Origin of the sequence: Paracoccus xiamenensis, from assembly GCF_011308835.1 — a bacterium.
Lineage (GTDB): Bacteria > Pseudomonadota > Alphaproteobacteria > Rhodobacterales > Rhodobacteraceae > Paracoccus > Paracoccus xiamenensis.
Genome location: NZ_JAAOHY010000007.1, coordinates 31,953 through 46,609, shown reverse-complemented (window position 1 = coordinate 46,609; position 14,657 = coordinate 31,953). Strand labels below are relative to the sequence as shown.

The following is a 14,657-nucleotide window of genomic DNA, read 5'->3' as shown; positions in this document are numbered from 1 at the left end:
ATGGATGATTCGGGCGGAATATGGCGAAGGCTGCGGATGAAATAGCGCCAGACACGGAAAAGCCGCTGCCGCGCGGCGCAGCGGCAGTCCTGTCGCGGCACTTGATGCGGGCGCGTGCGGGCCTGCCGGCACCGCCTGTGCGTGCCACGGTGCCACAGGCCACGCCGGAGCGCGCCATTGCCACCGCCATCGGACGTGCTGCCCAGGCGGCATGCGGCATGCCGATCTATCCTTTGCGGGCGGGTGTCACCGCTGCAACCCTGGCCGAACTGCCCGAGCTGCTGCCCGAGCGTAGCCTGATTCTGGCGGTAGAGGGCCCGCTTGGGGCGCTTGGCGTGGTGGCGCTTTGTCCGGCGATGCTGGCTGCGGTGATCGAAATGCAGTCTCTGGGACGGGTTACCCGCCAGCCGCCGCGCGACAGGCGGCCGACACGGACTGACGCCTCGATCTGCGCCGACTTCGTCAATGCCGGGCTGGCAGAGCTGGCGAAGGAACTGGGGCCGCTGCTGTCGGACAGCGCCATGCCGGATTATCGCTTTGCCAGCTTTGTCGAGGATCCGAAGCCGCTGGAACTGATGCTGGAAGACATCGCCTATCGCTGCCTCCGGCTGGACATGCGGGTCGGGCAGGGCGGCGTGCGCGATGCCGCGCTGCTGGTCTTCCTGCCCGATGACGGCACGGCCCCGATCATGGCGCCACAGGCGTCGGGTCATGCCGCTGCCGCCCCTTCGGCGGGGCGTAGCCTGGCAGAGGCAGTGCGTGCCGCGCCGGTGCAGCTGAACGCGGTGCTGTGTCGGCGCAAGATCTCGCTGCGGGAATTGCGGGGGCTGCAAACGGGTTCTGTGCTGACACTGCCGCATGACGCGATGGCCACGGCGCGGTTGGAAACCTCTCAGGGGCTGCTGATCGCGCAAGGCAAGCTGGGCGCGCTGCATGGGTGCCGTGCCATTCGGGTCAATGGACGTGCTGGGGCGGCAGCAGACCCCGCCGCCTTTGCGGATGCTGCGGGGGGCGAACCCGCTGGCGCATCCGACAATGTTTTCGCGGGTGACGTTTTTGCGGATGATCTGCCGGATGACGATATTGCAATGTCTGCTTCCCTGCTTGCAGAACCACCGCAGGAAGATGTGGACCTGCCGGACCCTTTCCGCGCTATTGTCGAAGATGACGAGGCGGAAGCACCGACCATGCCGCTATCCGCGAGTCTCGGTAACGACTAGGACCTGCGATCGATTCACCCCGGTGGCGTGATTCGGTTCCCATAGCGGGGCCTCAGACACGGGCACGATCACGATCCCGACGCGCGAAATCGGTGCCTTCGCGCGCCGCTTTTGTCACGCCAGCGTCGCGAAAGAGGCAATTTGCGCTTTTTCCCTTGTAAACCCGTCGCGGCGGACGCATTTAACGCTCGCCCGCAGCATCAAGCGGGCATGCTGTCTAGGAGTGACCATGGCCAAGGAAGAAATGCTCGAATTCCCCGGCGTCGTGAAGGAACTCCTGCCGAACGCGACATTCCGGGTCGAGCTTGAAAACGGCCATGAGATCATCGCGCATATGGCAGGGAAGATGCGGAAGAACCGCATCCGTGTTCTGGCTGGCGACAAGGTGCAGGTGGAAATGAACACCTATGATCTGACCAAGGGCCGGATCAACTATCGCTTCAAGTGATTTGCGCGCTGCGCGGCCCGGTGCCGCGCCCGCGAGCGGTCCGGCGATGGTTTCCTTCGTCCGCGTTCCGCGTTAACCGGGGGCAATTGCAGCAACCGGCCGTGACATGACCCGCACAAACCAAGCCCGGCTGATCCTCGGTTCGGCCAGCCCGCGACGGCTGGACCTGCTGGCCCAGATCGGCATCACCCCGGACCAGATCCGCCCCGCAGATATCGACGAAACACCCCGTCGGAACGAAGCTGCGCGCGATTATGTCTGCCGCATGGCCACCGAAAAGGCCGCGGCCATCGCGGCGGCCCCGGACGAAATCGTTCTTGCCGCCGATACGGTGGTGACGGCCGGACGCCGCATTCTTGGCAAGCCGGTCGATGCTGCCGAGGCCCGCGCCTTCCTGACCCTGCTGTCGGGACGCCGCCACCGCGTGATGACCGCCATTGTCCTGCGCCGGCAGGATCGCGAATGGTCGCGGCTGGTCGAAACGCAAGTGCGTCTGCGTCCGCTCTCATCGGTCGAGATCGAGGAATACCTTGCCAGCGGCGAATGGCAGGGCAAGGCCGGCGGCTATGCCATACAGGGGCGCGCCGGCGCTTTCGTGAACTGGATCAGCGGGTCTTTCAGCGCCGTCGTCGGACTGCCACTGGCCGAAACCGCCACGCTGTTGCGCGCCGCGCAAGCGATCCAGCCTGGCAAGGAGGAATGACATGAAGGGACGCCAGATCGCCCTGGGCCAAATTTCCGGCCGCGAAGCCGCTGCCCTGCTGGTTGACGGCCAGTTGGAGGATATCATCGTCGACCCGGCCGAGCTGACGCCCTTCGCGCCCGGCGCGATCCTGCGCGGTCGGGTGAACCGGCTGATGAAGGGGCAGGGGGGCGTATTCGTGACCCTGCCCGACGGCGCCAGCGGCTATCTGCGCGACCGCAGCGGATTGCGCGAAGGCCAGGCGGTGCTGGCCCAGGTCGCGGGCGTGGCCGAGGCCGGCAAGGCCGTGCCCCTGACGGCGCGGGTGCTGATTCGCGGCCGCTATGGTATTGCCACGCTGGGGGTTCCCGGCGTGAACGTGTCGCGCGCAATTCGCGATGCTGATCGTCGCGAGGCATTGCAATCGCTGGGTGACGACGCCCTGGCCGGGCGCGAGATCGGCCTGATCCTGCGCAGCGCGGCCGAACATGCCGATGATTCGGACATTGCCGACGAACTGACCGACAGCATCGCGCTTGCCGCCGCCATCGCCGCGGATCTGGAAGGTGCGCCCGAACTGCTGCTGGACGCCCCGTCCCCCGCCGACGCCGCCTGGCGCGACTGGGCCGAGCCCGCACCCGACGTAGTCGAGGAATTCGACGATCTTCCCGACGATGTTCTGGATGCTGTTCAGGCCGTGCTGTCGCCGCGTTTGGCCTTGCCCGGCGGCGCCTTCGCCCTGATCGAGCCGACCTCGGCCCTGATCGCCGTTGACGTGAACACCGGTCCCGACACCTCGCCCGCGGCGGCGTTGAAGGCCAATATCGCCCTGGCCCGCGACCTGCCGCGTCAGTTGCGTCTGCGCGGTCTTGGCGGGCAGATCGTCATTGATTTCGCGCCGATTTCCAAGCGAGAGCGGGGAACGTTGGATCAGGAGCTGAAAAAAGCCTTCCGGTCCGATGGCGCCGACGCGGTGTTGACGGGCTGGACCACGATGGGCCTGTTCGAGATGAGCCGAAAGCGCGATCGCATGCCGCTTGCCCTGCTGCTGGAGGCAGAGTAATGGCCTGCCCGATCTGCGGAAAGCCGACTGTCGCCGTGTACCGGCCGTTCTGTTCGAAACGGTGCGCCGATATCGACCTGGCCCATTGGCTGCGGGGCGACTATGTCGTGCCGGGCAACACGGCGGCGGATGATGAACTGGTGCCCGAGCGTCCTGTTGATGAAGAATAGCTTTTTCGCTCTGGACACGGCCGGAAGGCTTTCGTAAACACCCTCACACCTCAGCAGAGGCTGAAGTGCCCGGATAGCTCAGTTGGTAGAGCAGCGGATTGAAAATCCGCGTGTCGGTGGTTCGAATCCGCCTCCGGGCACCATTCTTTCAAAGACTTGCGTCATGTCGATGACCTCATTGCTCGATTTTTGAAACAGCCGTTGAAACATTCCCGTTCCGGGCTTGTTCCGTTCCCAGCGATTTCGGGCTTCCTGCGCCCTCGTCGCCAACTCTTTCTGCCTGATCTGTCCTCCGTATTTTTTCAGCATCTCAGCACCAGAATGGCCGGTGACGGCCTTCACTAGCTCGTCATCATTGCCAGCCTGATAAAGCTCAATGGTGGCGTTCTTCCGCAGCCCGTGGGTGACGTAGGTCATGGCGTCGGGGTGCTGCATCGCGGATCTCACCTTGCGCATATCCTTGGCGACAACCTCGTATCGCACCGGACGGCCCTTATCGTCGGTGATGACGGTCAGGCCCTTTTTCTCGACTGTCGCCAGATAGGCATTCAGGCGGTCGGTGAACGGGATCCACAGGGGCTTGTCCGTCTTGCCCTGGGTGAAGTCCCATGCGCCGTCCTTGATGTGGTTCCAGCGCATTTTCACAATGTCACCGATCCGCTGTCCGGTGCCGATGCACTACTCGTCGACCAACCGGGCGCGGGGTGAGGCGAGGCTTTCAAACTCCGCCCGCACGTCATCAGGCCACGGCACCCAGCCGTCGCCTTCCTGCTTGAACAGCGGGATGCCCTTTGCAGGGTTGCCATGTTCCTTCTTGAGGAAACCGATCAGACGGGCGTGGTTCATCAGCACCACCATCACCTGAACGATATAATTCGCCTGACGCCAGTGTTCGGTGTTAGCGCGGTGCAGTTCGTAAATGTGGTGCGTCTCGATCTTGGTCGGATCTATCGCGCCCCAGTTCGTGCGGATATGGCCGGTATACTTCTGATAGTCGTGCTTGTCCGGGGCTTCAGCTTCTTGAAGCCCTCGCTTTCGTAATAGCTGAGAATCAGCGCCTCGAAATTGCGCTTCACCGGGACCTTCACCTGCTTCCCACGGATTGGACCGTTTGAAGTGAGAAAATTCTCGCAATGTCGCGGCAGGCAAAGCGAGGAAGATCGATGAAGACATCCAGGTTCAGCGAGCAGCAGATCGCGTTCATTCTGAAGCAGGCCGATGACGGGGTGGGGGTTGCGGAGGTTTGCCGGAAGGCCGGTATTTCTCAGCAGACCCATTATCGGTGGCGCAAGAAATACGGTGGCCTGATGCCTTCGGAGGTCAAGCGGCTGAAGATGCTGGAAGACGAGAACAGCCGCCTGAAGCGGATGGTTGCCGATCTGTCACTGGACAAGGCCATACTGCAGGGTGTTCTGGCAAAAAAGCTGTAGCGCCTGCGAAGGCGCGGCAGTTGGTGGATTATGTTAAGGGCGTGTTCCAGGTCTCGATCCGGCGGGGCTGTTCGGTGCTCGGCCTGCGAGACAACGACCTATTTCTACCGGGTGCGCCGGCCATCGCAGGCGGCATTAAGGAAGCGGATCCGGGAGATCGCCGAGATATGAGCCGTCGAAGGCGCCATCGGTTCGAGCCCGACGGCGATTGGTGTGCGCTATGGCTATCGAGGGATCCACATCCTGTTGAGGCGGGAGGGCTGGGAGGTAAATGCCAAGCGTGTCTACCGGCTTTATGTCGAAGAAGGCCTGCAGATTCGCAACAAGCGCCCGAAGCGCAAGGTGGCGGCGAAGCTCCGTGAGGATCGGAAACCGGCCGCTGCGCCGAACGATATCTGGGCAATGGACTTCCTGTCCGATCAGCTCTTCGATGGCACGAAGATCCGGGTTCTGACCATCGTGGATACCTTCTTGCAGATCTCACCGGCCATCGATGTCCGGCCGCGCTACACCGGTGCAGGTGTTGTCCGGACGCTGGAGAATGTGACGCGGGACTACGGCTGCCCCCGATCCATCCGCGTCGATCAGGGGCCGGAATTCATCTCGAAGGATCTCGACCTCTGGGCTTACATGAACGGGATGATCCTGGACTTCAGCCGGCCGGGAAAGCCCACCGACAACGCGTTCGCCGAGGCATTCAATGGCAAGGTTCGCGCCGAATGCATCGATCAGAATTGGTTCTTGTCGATCGACGATGCCCGGCTAAAATGTGAGGCGTACCGCCACGAATACAATAACGACCGACCACACAGCTCCATCGGTAACAAGACCCCGATCGAGTTCATGAAATCCATCCGGGCAACCTGCCACCGGGTGGCTTAAGAGACGGGAAAACGCTCAGGGCAGCGGTCCAGCGTTGGGGGCATGGCCCAGCGGTCGGCGGTGTCTTTGCCGAACTGGGCCAATGGCGGGGCGAATTTCTGGCCCTGGTGCCATTCGCCACGCTGATTGTTCTTGCGGCTGTTTTCGTCCTGCCGCGACGTAATTCCGAACCGGAGATTGCGGCGCCACTGCCGATCGTACAGCTGGCGCTGTTGACGATCGCGGTATTTGCAGCCTCATGGGGCGGCGTCGGCGACGGTGTGATTGCGACGGTCATCGGGATGCTGGCCGCCATCAAACTGGTCGCGCTTCTTGTCGTCGTAGAGCGGAAGTCAAAGACGACGTTGCTGCCCCGAGCGACGTTCAGGCATCCGGGGGCTTTGGGCAGCCTTTATGCGACCTCTGCCCTGCTTGCCGTGACAGTGACCTGCACCGAGATATTTCTGCCGCTGTTTCTTCAGGACCTGCATGGCCGGTCCCCACTTGAGGCGGGCTATATCGCGGCGGTGATGTCGGCCGGCTGGACTGCGGCGGCAATCTTCGCCTCGGGGCTGCAGGCAAAGCGGCGCAACATCGCGGTGCGCGTCGGCCCGTATCTTTCCCTTGGGTCTATGGTGGTTCTTGCCGCTGTGCTGCCCATTACCGCCCCTGCCGGGGACTGGCTGCCATTGACGCTGATCTGCCTTGCCTTGATCGCGGGCGGGGCTGGCGTCGGGCTTGCTTACCCGCATCTGTCGGCAATGGTGCTGCGAGTCGCACCGCCGGCACAGGCTGACAACGCCGCGTCCTCGATCATGACGGTACAGCTTTGTGCAACGGCTTTCGGTGCGGCCATCGCGGGCCTCGCCGTGAATCTGGCCGGTGGCGGTTCGTCGTCAGGTGGCATGGATGTTGCGAACGCGGCAATGTGGCTGTTTGTGACTGTCGCGCTCGCGCCGTTGCTGTGCATTCTCGTGATGCGCAGCAATCCGTTCAGGACAGCGATCCGTCAGTCTGGCGGCGATGCGGACAACTGATCATTCCCGTGTGATCGGAAGCCCGCGCTAGCTTGACCTGGTGGATTGCCAAGGGCGGTGTCCAGCGGCGCTTGATGGCCGGGTCGTGATCCGGGGAGCGCCTATTCGACGGCATCCTCGCCCCCGGGCGTCACGTCAAGAACCGAGGCGTGCATGGTGATCTCGACCTTGTCCTTGCAGCCTTCCATGCATGGTTCGGCCGAAAAGATCGGATATTCGGATTGCGGGCGATCATCCTCAATGAAGCCTTCGGCATTCGGCATCTGCACCTCGGCGAAGTTGTCCTTAGACAGGACGAAATCGTATTCAACGATGGAATTGGAATACAGCAGATAGGCCGTGATCGCGTATGTCTCGTCCGCTGTCAGAACCTGCGCATTACCGAAGGGCATCGAGTGGTGCACGTAATCCCAGACGGTCGACAGATACGGCCAATAACTGCCGATGGTCTTTTCCGGATCCGCGCGGTCCAGCGTCCCCTCGCCCCCCGCCAGCGAAGGCCAGTTGTCCAGACCTTCGGCAAAGTCGCCATGGCAGGCCGCGCATTGCTCAATATAGACTTCCTCGCCCGTCATCACGTCGCCTGATCCTTCGGGCAGCCCGGTGCCGTCGGGGCTGACATCCAGATCCCAGGCCGCGATTTCCTCGGCCATGGCCGGTCGGCCCAGCCCAAGGGGCTGGATCGCGGCGGGTGTGCCATCCGCTGGCGCATCCGGCGTCTGTGCCGCGACAGGCGTTGCGGCAAGGGCGATCAACAGGGCGGCTGCTTTACGAGACTTCAACATTTTCCGCGCTTCCGTCTTTCTTGATCCACCAGGTCTGGATGCCGTTGTTGTGATAAATCGAGTTCTCGCCCCGGATCTCGCGCAGCGCGTTCTTGGTGGGCTGCACATAGCCGGTTTCATCGATGGCGCGCGATTGCAGCAGCATTTCTTCGCCGTCCCAGTCGTGATCCAGATAGAAACGGGTCATCGCCATGGGCACGCCCGGCTGGGCCAGACGGGCGGTTTTCCAGTTCTTGCCGCCGTCCACCGAAACGTCGACGCGCGTAATCGCCCCGCGCCCCGACCAGGCAAGGCCGGTGATGACCAGCGGGCCGGGCCCGTGCTTGATCCCGACCTGCGGGCTGGGTGCGGTCACGACAGACTTGGCGTCCATCACCCAGGTCCATTTGCGAGAGATGCCGTCAGCCAGCGTGTCGGTATATTTCGAAGTCTCCTCGCGGCTTTCGACGGGGCTGGCCGTCACTTCGATACGGCGCAGCCATTTGACCCAGAGGTTTCCTTCCCAGCCCGGAACCACCAGACGCGCGGGATAGCCATGTTCCTTGCGCAGCGCCTCGCCATTGGCCTTGAAGGCCACCATCACGTCGTCCATCGCCTTCTCGATCGGGATCGAGCGGCCGTTCGACGAGGCATCGGCCCCTTCCACGAAGATCCACTTTCCCTCGGGCTTGACGCCGGCCTCGGCCAGAAGGGCTTTCAACGGGATGCCGACATATTCCATGTTGTGGATCATGCCATGCGTGAATTGCGAGCCGTTGAGCTGTGCGCCCGCCCATTCCATGCCGCTGTTCGCCGCACATTCGCAGAAATAGACGCCCTGCATGCGGGGAAAACGCTCCAGATCCTCATAGGTGAAGACCAGTTCGCGATCGACAAGGCCGTTGATCATCAGCCGGTAATCGGGCTTGGCCAATTCGATGGCCCCGGAGTGGTGGCGTTCGAAGGCGCAGCCGGCGGGGGTGATCGTGCCGTCGAGCAGGTGGATCGGCGTGAAATTGATCGAGCTGATCGTATCCGCCGTCAGCCAGGACACGTTGCGGCGGATCACGTCGGATTCAAAATGGATCGGCAGGCCGTAGGGCGTGGCGTCCACGCCGTCGCCGGGATAGCGGGCCCAGTCCTGAACCTCGGTGATAAGCGGATCCGGCGCTTCCTGCCCGCGCGCGGCGGTCACGGCTGCGGGCAGGGCCGCGCTTGCGGCCAGTCCGGCGCGGATGAAGGCCCGGCGGCTGGTCGTTCCCGGTCTTACAGTCATGCTGCGACCTCCTTCATAGTCCTTTGACATTGATGCTGGATACGGGCCCATCCTGTTGCGTCCCGCCACCCTTTCGGATGTGCTCTTCGACCAGATCCCAGATCTGCGGCCCTTCGGTGCCTTCGTTGACCGAGGCCCAGCCGCCGACCGTATAGCTTCTGCCGGGTTCGATCGGGGCATCGTCGGCAATCAAGCGAAGATCAGTGATGCGGTTTCCCATCGGGGCGTTCGGGTCGATCGAGTAGCTTAGTCCGCCGACGCGGACCATGTCCCCGCCCTGTTGGTAATAGGGATCGGGGTTGAAGATGTTATCGGCCACGTCCTCCATGACCGTCTTCAATGTCTCGCCCGTCATCTCGGACCGGTAGCATTGCCCGTAAGTCATCGAGGTGACGGAATGGATATCCTCGCGCGTGATGTCGCCCGGCAGGACCGAGGCGCCCCAGCGGACGCCGGGGGACAGTGCGATCTCGGCGTCGCGTTCCTCCAGTATGGCGCGGCAGATCAGGTCATCCCAACTGCCGTTGAAGTTGCCGCGCCGATAAAGAAGCTTGTCGGTCTGGCCGATGACGGTGTCCAGATCGGCCTTGTAGGGCGAGCGGATCTCCTCGATCAGCGATGCCATCTCGGCATCGGGGGCGATCACGTCGGAAAAGACCGGGATCAGCTTGTGGCGGAAGCCCGCCATCCGGCCGCCCTGCACGTCCAGATCGACGCGGCTGACGAACTTGCCATGGCTGCCCGAGGCGATGATGATCGTCTCGCCAACCAGAACCGGCTCAGGCACGGCATCATGGGTATGCCCCGACAGGATCACGTCGATGCCCGTTACACGGCTGGCCATCTTGTGATCGACGTCAAAGCCGTTATGCGACAGGCAGACAACCAGATCGACGTTCTGGCCGCGCAATTCGTCGACGACTTCCTGCATACGCTCCTCGCGGATGCCGAAGCTGTATTCGGGGAACATCCATTTGGGATTCGCGATGGGCAGATAGGGGAAGGCCTGCCCGATCACCCCGACCGCCAGATCGCCCTTCTGAATGATCTTGTACGGCTCGAATGCCGGCTCGTCCCATTCGACGTCGTAGATATTGGCGCCAAGGAACGGGAAGTTGCACTTCTCGATCAGTTCCTGCACCCGCTGGGTGCCGAAGGTGAATTCCCAATGGCTCGACATTGCTTCGACGCCCAGCAGGTTCTGCACCCTGACCATGTCCTCGCCCCCGGTCTTGAGGCTGGTATAGCTGCCGTGCCAGGTGTCGCCGCCATCCAGAAGGATCGCGTCCGGGCGGCTGCCACGGATGGCCTTGACGATGGTCGCGATACGGTCGAAGCCCCCCATGCGGCCATAGGATTTCGCCAGCGCCTCGAAGTCCGGATAGGTCAGCGCATAGGCTTCGGGGCTGGCTGGCGCGATGCCGAACATCTTCTGGAAAGTCTCGCCCACGACATGCGGGACGCGCCCGGCAGCGTCGCCCACGCCGATATTCGTATCGGGTTCGCGGAACCAGACCGGGCGCAGATGGGCATGCGCGTCGGTCACGTGAATCAGCGTCAGGTTCCCGAAGTCATCGAATTGCAGCAACTGGTCCTGCGTCAGCGCCTGCTGCGCCATCGCGCGCGACCAGTTCGAGACGCCCAACCCCGCCATGATCGCCGAAGTGGCCAGACCGGCCTGTAGAAATTCCCTGCGCGAAGTCACAATCGCCTCATCATATTCGAATAATTGCACATATTAGGGGTGATAGTAGGCCGCGGCGGCAAGCCGCGGCCGGATCTCAGTGACGGACGGCCGGGGTCTCGACGACCAGCCCGTTCCCGCGCGAGGCGACGTAAAGCTCTAGCTCGCGGAATTCCTGGCTGCCGGCCTCAATTGTCGTGCCGCGCGTATCGCGGACGCAGCCCACGAAGCGCTGATGTATCGAGACCGCGCCCTGATCCTTGAGGCGATACAGCGGAAAGCCGTTGATCTGTCCCTGGCTCAGGTGGTCAGAGCGGATGTAATTGCCGAAATTGTCCTCGTGGCAATTGGCGCAGGACATCTCCAGCTGGCCGAAGCGCGTGTAATACATCTCCTTGCCCTTTTCCCAGAAAGGAGCGGCATCGCCGTCGATCTTGACCGCGACGGGCATGCCCCGGCTTTGCACACCAATGGCGGCGGTCATGTTTTTCATGTTCTGGCTGTTCCAGCCCCAGGCTTCGGCGCCCATCCGGTTGGTGCGGCAGTCGTTGATATAGTTTTCCAGCGACCACAGCTCTCCCTTGTCGTTCACCTTTGGCATCTGGGCGCGCAGGCCCTTCATGCTTTCATCGATGCCGTTGTGGCAATCGGCGCAGGACTTGCCCGCGGACCCATCGGGCGTATCCCATGCTTCAAGGGCGGCATCGACAAACAGGAACATCGGGTTGTCGAAATCGTCCTTCTGCATGGCGCGCGTTTCCGTGTCGCGAAACCGCCAGCCCGAATAGACGCTGTCACCCAAGGCGCCGTCCAGATGATCCGACGCCGGCGCGTCGGTCGCCATTTCCAACTCGCCATTGATAACCAGCTGGTCGTCCTCGACCGGGTCCGCCTGGGCGGCGGTCAAGGCAAGTGTCACCGCCAGCACCGCCGCGGACTTCACAGTAAATTGCAGCTTCATCTTGCCTTGTTTCCTCCCTGGCATTGTCGGACCGCGCCATCCTCCGTGGTCGCGGGCGAACTGGGCTTGGGCCCTGAATTCAGGTCACTTCGACTTGGTGGCTATCCTCGTAGACCGAGCCGTCGTCGTCATACCAGGTGAACTTGAATTCCCCGGTTTCCGGCACCCTGGCATCGAATTCGAAATAGGGGTTGGTGCTGATCGCCGGTTCCAGCGTCGCATCCACCACCAGCTCTCCGTTGAATTCGGCCGTGAAGCGATTGATGATCGAGCGCGGGATGACGTTGCCATCCTTGTCCTTGCGCTGACCCGATTCCATCGGGTGCGAGATCAGCGTCTTGATGGTTATCACCTCATCCTTGGATGCGGTTTTCGGGACGCGGACGCGTGGTTTGACGTTATCTGCCATGTTTCTGTTCCTTTCCCCGGATCAGCCGCCGCAACCGCCGATTGTAACCTTCACATTCGCCGCCGTGCGCACGAAGCTGCCATCAGCCAGCTTGGCGATAGCTACGATGTCCTGCGTCTTGGCCAGTCGGATGCGGGTTGCCGCTGCCTGGTTCGCGGCCAGAGCGCCGAAGGTGAACCGTGCCACGCCCGGCGTGGGATTTTCTGTTGCGATCAGCAGAATCTCGGCGGCGCCCGGCGCTTCGACCGAAAGCGGGACCGTATTGCCGTTTTCGGCAATCTCGGGAGCGGTCAGCTTGACGCCGTCACCTTCGACCGCCTCGGCCCCGCCGGTGAATTCGGCAATCATCTCGTCAGCGGTCTGGGCGGGTGCCGCGGCGGCATCTTGTGCCCGCACGGCGACCGGCAACATTGCCAGCCCGACCAAGCCGACGCTTGCGGTCAGAACCCCGCGTCGTGAAATGAGCATGATTTCGTTCCTTCCTTATCGTGTTCCAGTGGCCGATCGGGATGCGGCTGGCTTATTCCTTGAGCGTCACCAGATAGGCGACCACATCCTCAACCTGCTGCGCCGCCAGAATCGGCTTGATATCCTCGGGTGCCTCGGGCGGCTTGCCGGTAAAAGCGACGCCGGGGCGAATGAAGGGGCCCACCTTGTACATGCCCGGCATGAACGAGTCTGGGAATGTGTGCTTCGCATCGACCACGATCCCGCGCAGCTGCGCCTCGGTCCAACGGTCGCCCGCACCATCGAGCTGCGGGCCGATATTTCCCTGGAAGGGCACGTCGGGCATGGCGTCGAGGGCGTGGCAGGCGACGCAATTGCCCAAGGCGTTCGTCGTCATGATCACCTTGCCCTCGTCGGCATTTCCGGGCGTGCCGGTCAGCGATTCGGCGATGGCTCCGTCCTCGGTCCAGGACACGTCGCCCGGCAAGATCTCTGCCATCGCCGGCGCGCCCAAACCGGCCACCACAACTGTAAGCACAAGAATATGCTGCATCTGTCCTCCCGCAATGGCATGGTTGCCGCTCTCCCTTGCGGCTCCTGCTAGGATACATTAAGAACTTTGAACCCGAACGCAATGCTTATATTGCAATACGTGAATATCTATTGAAACCCAGGTCGATCGACCGCGCGGCACAAGAGGGTCACCGATGAGCGGATCAGAAAGCATTGGCCGCTTTAGCCTGGGCAGCCTGCTGTTCGGCAGGTCGGACGCCCCCGCATCTGACGCAGCCTCGGCGCGGACAAACGCGGACGCGCGCGATCGCGATGTTGTGATCGAGGAGGCCGCCAATATCTTCAAGACCCTTGGACACGAGGGGCGGTTTCTCATTCTTTGCCATCTGGCGCAGGGGCCCAAAAGCGTCGGCGAACTGGAAGGAATGCTGGACGCGCGGCAGTCGGCGGTCAGCCAGCAGCTTGCGCGACTGCGGATCGAAGGGCTGGTCACGGCGCGCCGGGATGGAAAGACGATCTTCTACTCGCTCAAGGATCCTCGCATCGGCGAATTGCTGATCTGTTATGCGCGCATCTTTGGCGGCGACGATCGCCGGGGACCTTGATCGGCGCCGCCATGACTGCGGACGTCGCGGCAGCATTGCAGACGGGACTGGTCGGGCTGGGTGTCGGCCTCCTGCTTGGCTTCTGCGCGCGGCTGGGCGATTTCTGCACCTTGGGTGCGCTTGAGACGGCCCTGATCGGGCGGGATTTCCGTCGCATTCACATCTGGAGCCTCGCCCTGGGCGTCGCCATCCTGACCACGCATCTGGCCGATGCCTGGGGTCTGGTCGACATCGACCGCAGCCTGTATCGCAGCATCGCCTGGAATCCTGTCGCCAGCGTCGCCGGCGGGCTGCTGTTCGGATATGGCATGGCGATGGCGGGGAATTGCGGCTTTGGTGCGCTGGTGCGCGCCGGCAGCGGCGATATCCGGTCGGTTCTGATCGTGGTTGTCCTGGGGATCGCCACCTATGCCACGCTCAGCGGGCCGCTGGCGCCGCTGCGCGTCTTTATTTTCCCCCAATACGAACAGGATGCGCCATCCGGGATCGGCGAGGCACTGTCAGCCGTGACCGGCCTTGATCCGGCATGGCTGGCAACGGCGCTGGGTCTGGCGTTGATTGCCACCGGATTGCGCCATCCGCAGGTGCGCCATTCGACAGTGACGGTGCTTTGCGCCGCAGGGGTCGGGATGTCTGTTGTTCTGGCCTTCATCGGCACGACATGGGTCGCGCGCATCGGCATGGACGCCGTTCCGGTCGAAGGCCCGTCCTACACCGCGCCGGTCGGGCGAACGATCCTTTATCTGATGACCGCGACGGGAACGCTGCCGTCATTCTCGGTCGGGCTGGTCACGGGCACGCTTGCGGGGGCGGTAGCGGGATCGCTGTGGCGACGCAGCTTTCGCTGGGAGGCCTGCGACGATCCGCGCGAACTCGGCCGCCAGTTGAGCGGCGCGATCATGATGGGGATCGGCGGCGTCATCGCGATGGGCTGCACCATCGGTCAGGGCCTGACCGGCACCGCCCTGCTGGCATGGTCCGGCCCGGTGACGCTGATGGCGATCACCGCCGGCGCCTGGGTGGGCCTGCAAAGGCTGCTTTTGTTCGAAGACCTGTAGCGCCGCCCAGACCCGGCGGGGATAGCGTG

At 62.9% G+C, this 14,657-nt stretch carries 15 protein-coding genes, 1 tRNA gene and 3 pseudogenes; 10 read left to right on the top strand and 9 right to left on the bottom strand.

Translation table 11 applies throughout. The annotated features are described in order from the left end of the window. Positions 1–20 precede the first annotated feature (20 nt). From G7044_RS14180 to G7044_RS14155, 6 genes are all read left to right on the top strand, one after another. Entirely contained in the window at positions 21–1,220 is a 1,200-nt protein-coding gene (locus G7044_RS14180; RefSeq protein WP_166330000.1) for a FliM/FliN family flagellar motor switch protein, read from the top strand. Between the two features lie 229 nt (positions 1,221–1,449). Then, positions 1,450–1,668: a translation initiation factor IF-1 gene (gene infA, locus G7044_RS14175; protein WP_010397442.1), complete on the top strand. Its 219-nt coding sequence runs from the start codon at positions 1,450–1,452 to the stop codon at positions 1,666–1,668. 106 nt (positions 1,669–1,774) lie between these two features. Further along, positions 1,775–2,371 (top strand): Maf family protein, encoded by a 597-nt coding sequence (locus tag G7044_RS14170; RefSeq protein WP_166329998.1) that lies wholly within the window; start codon positions 1,775–1,777, stop codon positions 2,369–2,371. Between the two features lies 1 nt (position 2,372). Then, the gene (locus tag G7044_RS14165; RefSeq protein ID WP_166329996.1) at positions 2,373–3,413 is read left to right on the top strand and encodes a ribonuclease E/G; all 1,041 of its coding nucleotides are present in this window, start codon (positions 2,373–2,375) and stop codon (positions 3,411–3,413) included. Further along, on the top strand, positions 3,413–3,583 hold the full coding sequence (locus G7044_RS14160; RefSeq protein WP_166329994.1) for a DNA gyrase inhibitor YacG: 171 nt from the start codon (positions 3,413–3,415) through the stop codon (positions 3,581–3,583). The genes G7044_RS14165 and G7044_RS14160 overlap by 1 nt, the downstream gene beginning before the upstream one ends. Before the next feature lie 67 nt (positions 3,584–3,650). Further along, a tRNA-Phe gene (locus G7044_RS14155) sits at positions 3,651–3,726 on the top strand. Between the two features lie 211 nt (positions 3,727–3,937). Here the strand turns inward: G7044_RS14155 and G7044_RS18040 are convergent. Together G7044_RS18040 and G7044_RS18035 are read right to left on the bottom strand one after the other, a co-directional pair. Further along, positions 3,938–4,222 (bottom strand): annotated as a pseudogene (locus G7044_RS18040) (site-specific integrase); the annotation flags it as partial. Positions 4,223–4,261: 39 nt separating this feature from the next. Beyond that, positions 4,262–4,756: a hypothetical protein gene (locus G7044_RS18035; protein WP_235931322.1), complete on the bottom strand. Its 495-nt coding sequence runs from the start codon at positions 4,754–4,756 to the stop codon at positions 4,262–4,264. Between G7044_RS18035 and G7044_RS14145 the strand changes: the two are divergent. Together G7044_RS14145 and G7044_RS14140 are read left to right on the top strand one after the other, a co-directional pair. After that, positions 4,747–5,895, top strand: a pseudogene (locus G7044_RS14145) (IS3 family transposase). The gene G7044_RS18035 and the pseudogene G7044_RS14145 overlap by 10 nt on opposite strands. Beyond that, positions 5,862–6,911 carry an MFS transporter gene (locus G7044_RS14140; RefSeq protein ID WP_166330202.1) on the top strand — a complete coding sequence of 350 codons (1,050 nt, stop codon included), beginning with the start codon at positions 5,862–5,864 and terminating at the stop codon, positions 6,909–6,911. The pseudogene G7044_RS14145 and the gene G7044_RS14140 overlap by 34 nt, the downstream one beginning before the upstream one ends. A gap of 110 nt (positions 6,912–7,021) precedes the next feature. Here the strand turns inward: G7044_RS14140 and G7044_RS14135 are convergent. The 7 genes and pseudogenes from G7044_RS14135 to soxX all read right to left on the bottom strand — a co-directional run. Further along, positions 7,022–7,696 (bottom strand): annotated as a pseudogene (locus G7044_RS14135) (c-type cytochrome); the annotation flags it as partial. Continuing rightward, positions 7,680–8,951: a sulfite dehydrogenase gene (gene soxC / locus G7044_RS14130; protein WP_166329990.1), complete on the bottom strand. Its 1,272-nt coding sequence runs from the start codon at positions 8,949–8,951 to the stop codon at positions 7,680–7,682. The pseudogene G7044_RS14135 and the gene soxC, both read right to left, overlap by 17 nt. Before the next feature lie 13 nt (positions 8,952–8,964). Then, positions 8,965–10,656: a thiosulfohydrolase SoxB gene (gene soxB, locus G7044_RS14125; RefSeq protein WP_166329988.1), complete on the bottom strand. Its 1,692-nt coding sequence runs from the start codon at positions 10,654–10,656 to the stop codon at positions 8,965–8,967. A 76-nt stretch (positions 10,657–10,732) separates the two neighbouring features. Beyond that, positions 10,733–11,596, bottom strand: a complete 864-nt coding sequence (gene soxA, locus G7044_RS14120) for a sulfur oxidation c-type cytochrome SoxA (protein ID WP_166329986.1) — start codon at positions 11,594–11,596, stop codon at positions 10,733–10,735. 79 nt (positions 11,597–11,675) lie between these two features. Continuing rightward, positions 11,676–12,005: a thiosulfate oxidation carrier complex protein SoxZ gene (gene soxZ / locus G7044_RS14115; protein WP_166329984.1), complete on the bottom strand. Its 330-nt coding sequence runs from the start codon at positions 12,003–12,005 to the stop codon at positions 11,676–11,678. A gap of 21 nt (positions 12,006–12,026) precedes the next feature. Then, the gene (soxY, locus tag G7044_RS14110) at positions 12,027–12,473 is read right to left on the bottom strand and encodes a thiosulfate oxidation carrier protein SoxY (protein WP_166329982.1); all 447 of its coding nucleotides are present in this window, start codon (positions 12,471–12,473) and stop codon (positions 12,027–12,029) included. Positions 12,474–12,525: 52 nt separating this feature from the next. Beyond that, on the bottom strand, positions 12,526–13,005 hold the full coding sequence (gene soxX, locus G7044_RS14105; protein WP_166329980.1) for a sulfur oxidation c-type cytochrome SoxX: 480 nt from the start codon (positions 13,003–13,005) through the stop codon (positions 12,526–12,528). 154 nt (positions 13,006–13,159) lie between these two features. Here soxX and G7044_RS14100 point away from each other — a divergent pair, with 154 nt between their 5' ends. Both G7044_RS14100 and G7044_RS14095 read left to right on the top strand, forming a co-directional pair. Further along, positions 13,160–13,570, top strand: a complete 411-nt coding sequence (locus G7044_RS14100; RefSeq protein ID WP_166329978.1) for an ArsR/SmtB family transcription factor — start codon at positions 13,160–13,162, stop codon at positions 13,568–13,570. A gap of 11 nt (positions 13,571–13,581) precedes the next feature. Continuing rightward, a complete protein-coding gene (locus G7044_RS14095; protein WP_166329976.1) occupies positions 13,582–14,628 on the top strand; it encodes a YeeE/YedE family protein in 1,047 nt (348 codons plus the stop codon). The last annotated feature ends 29 nt before the right edge of the window (positions 14,629–14,657 follow it).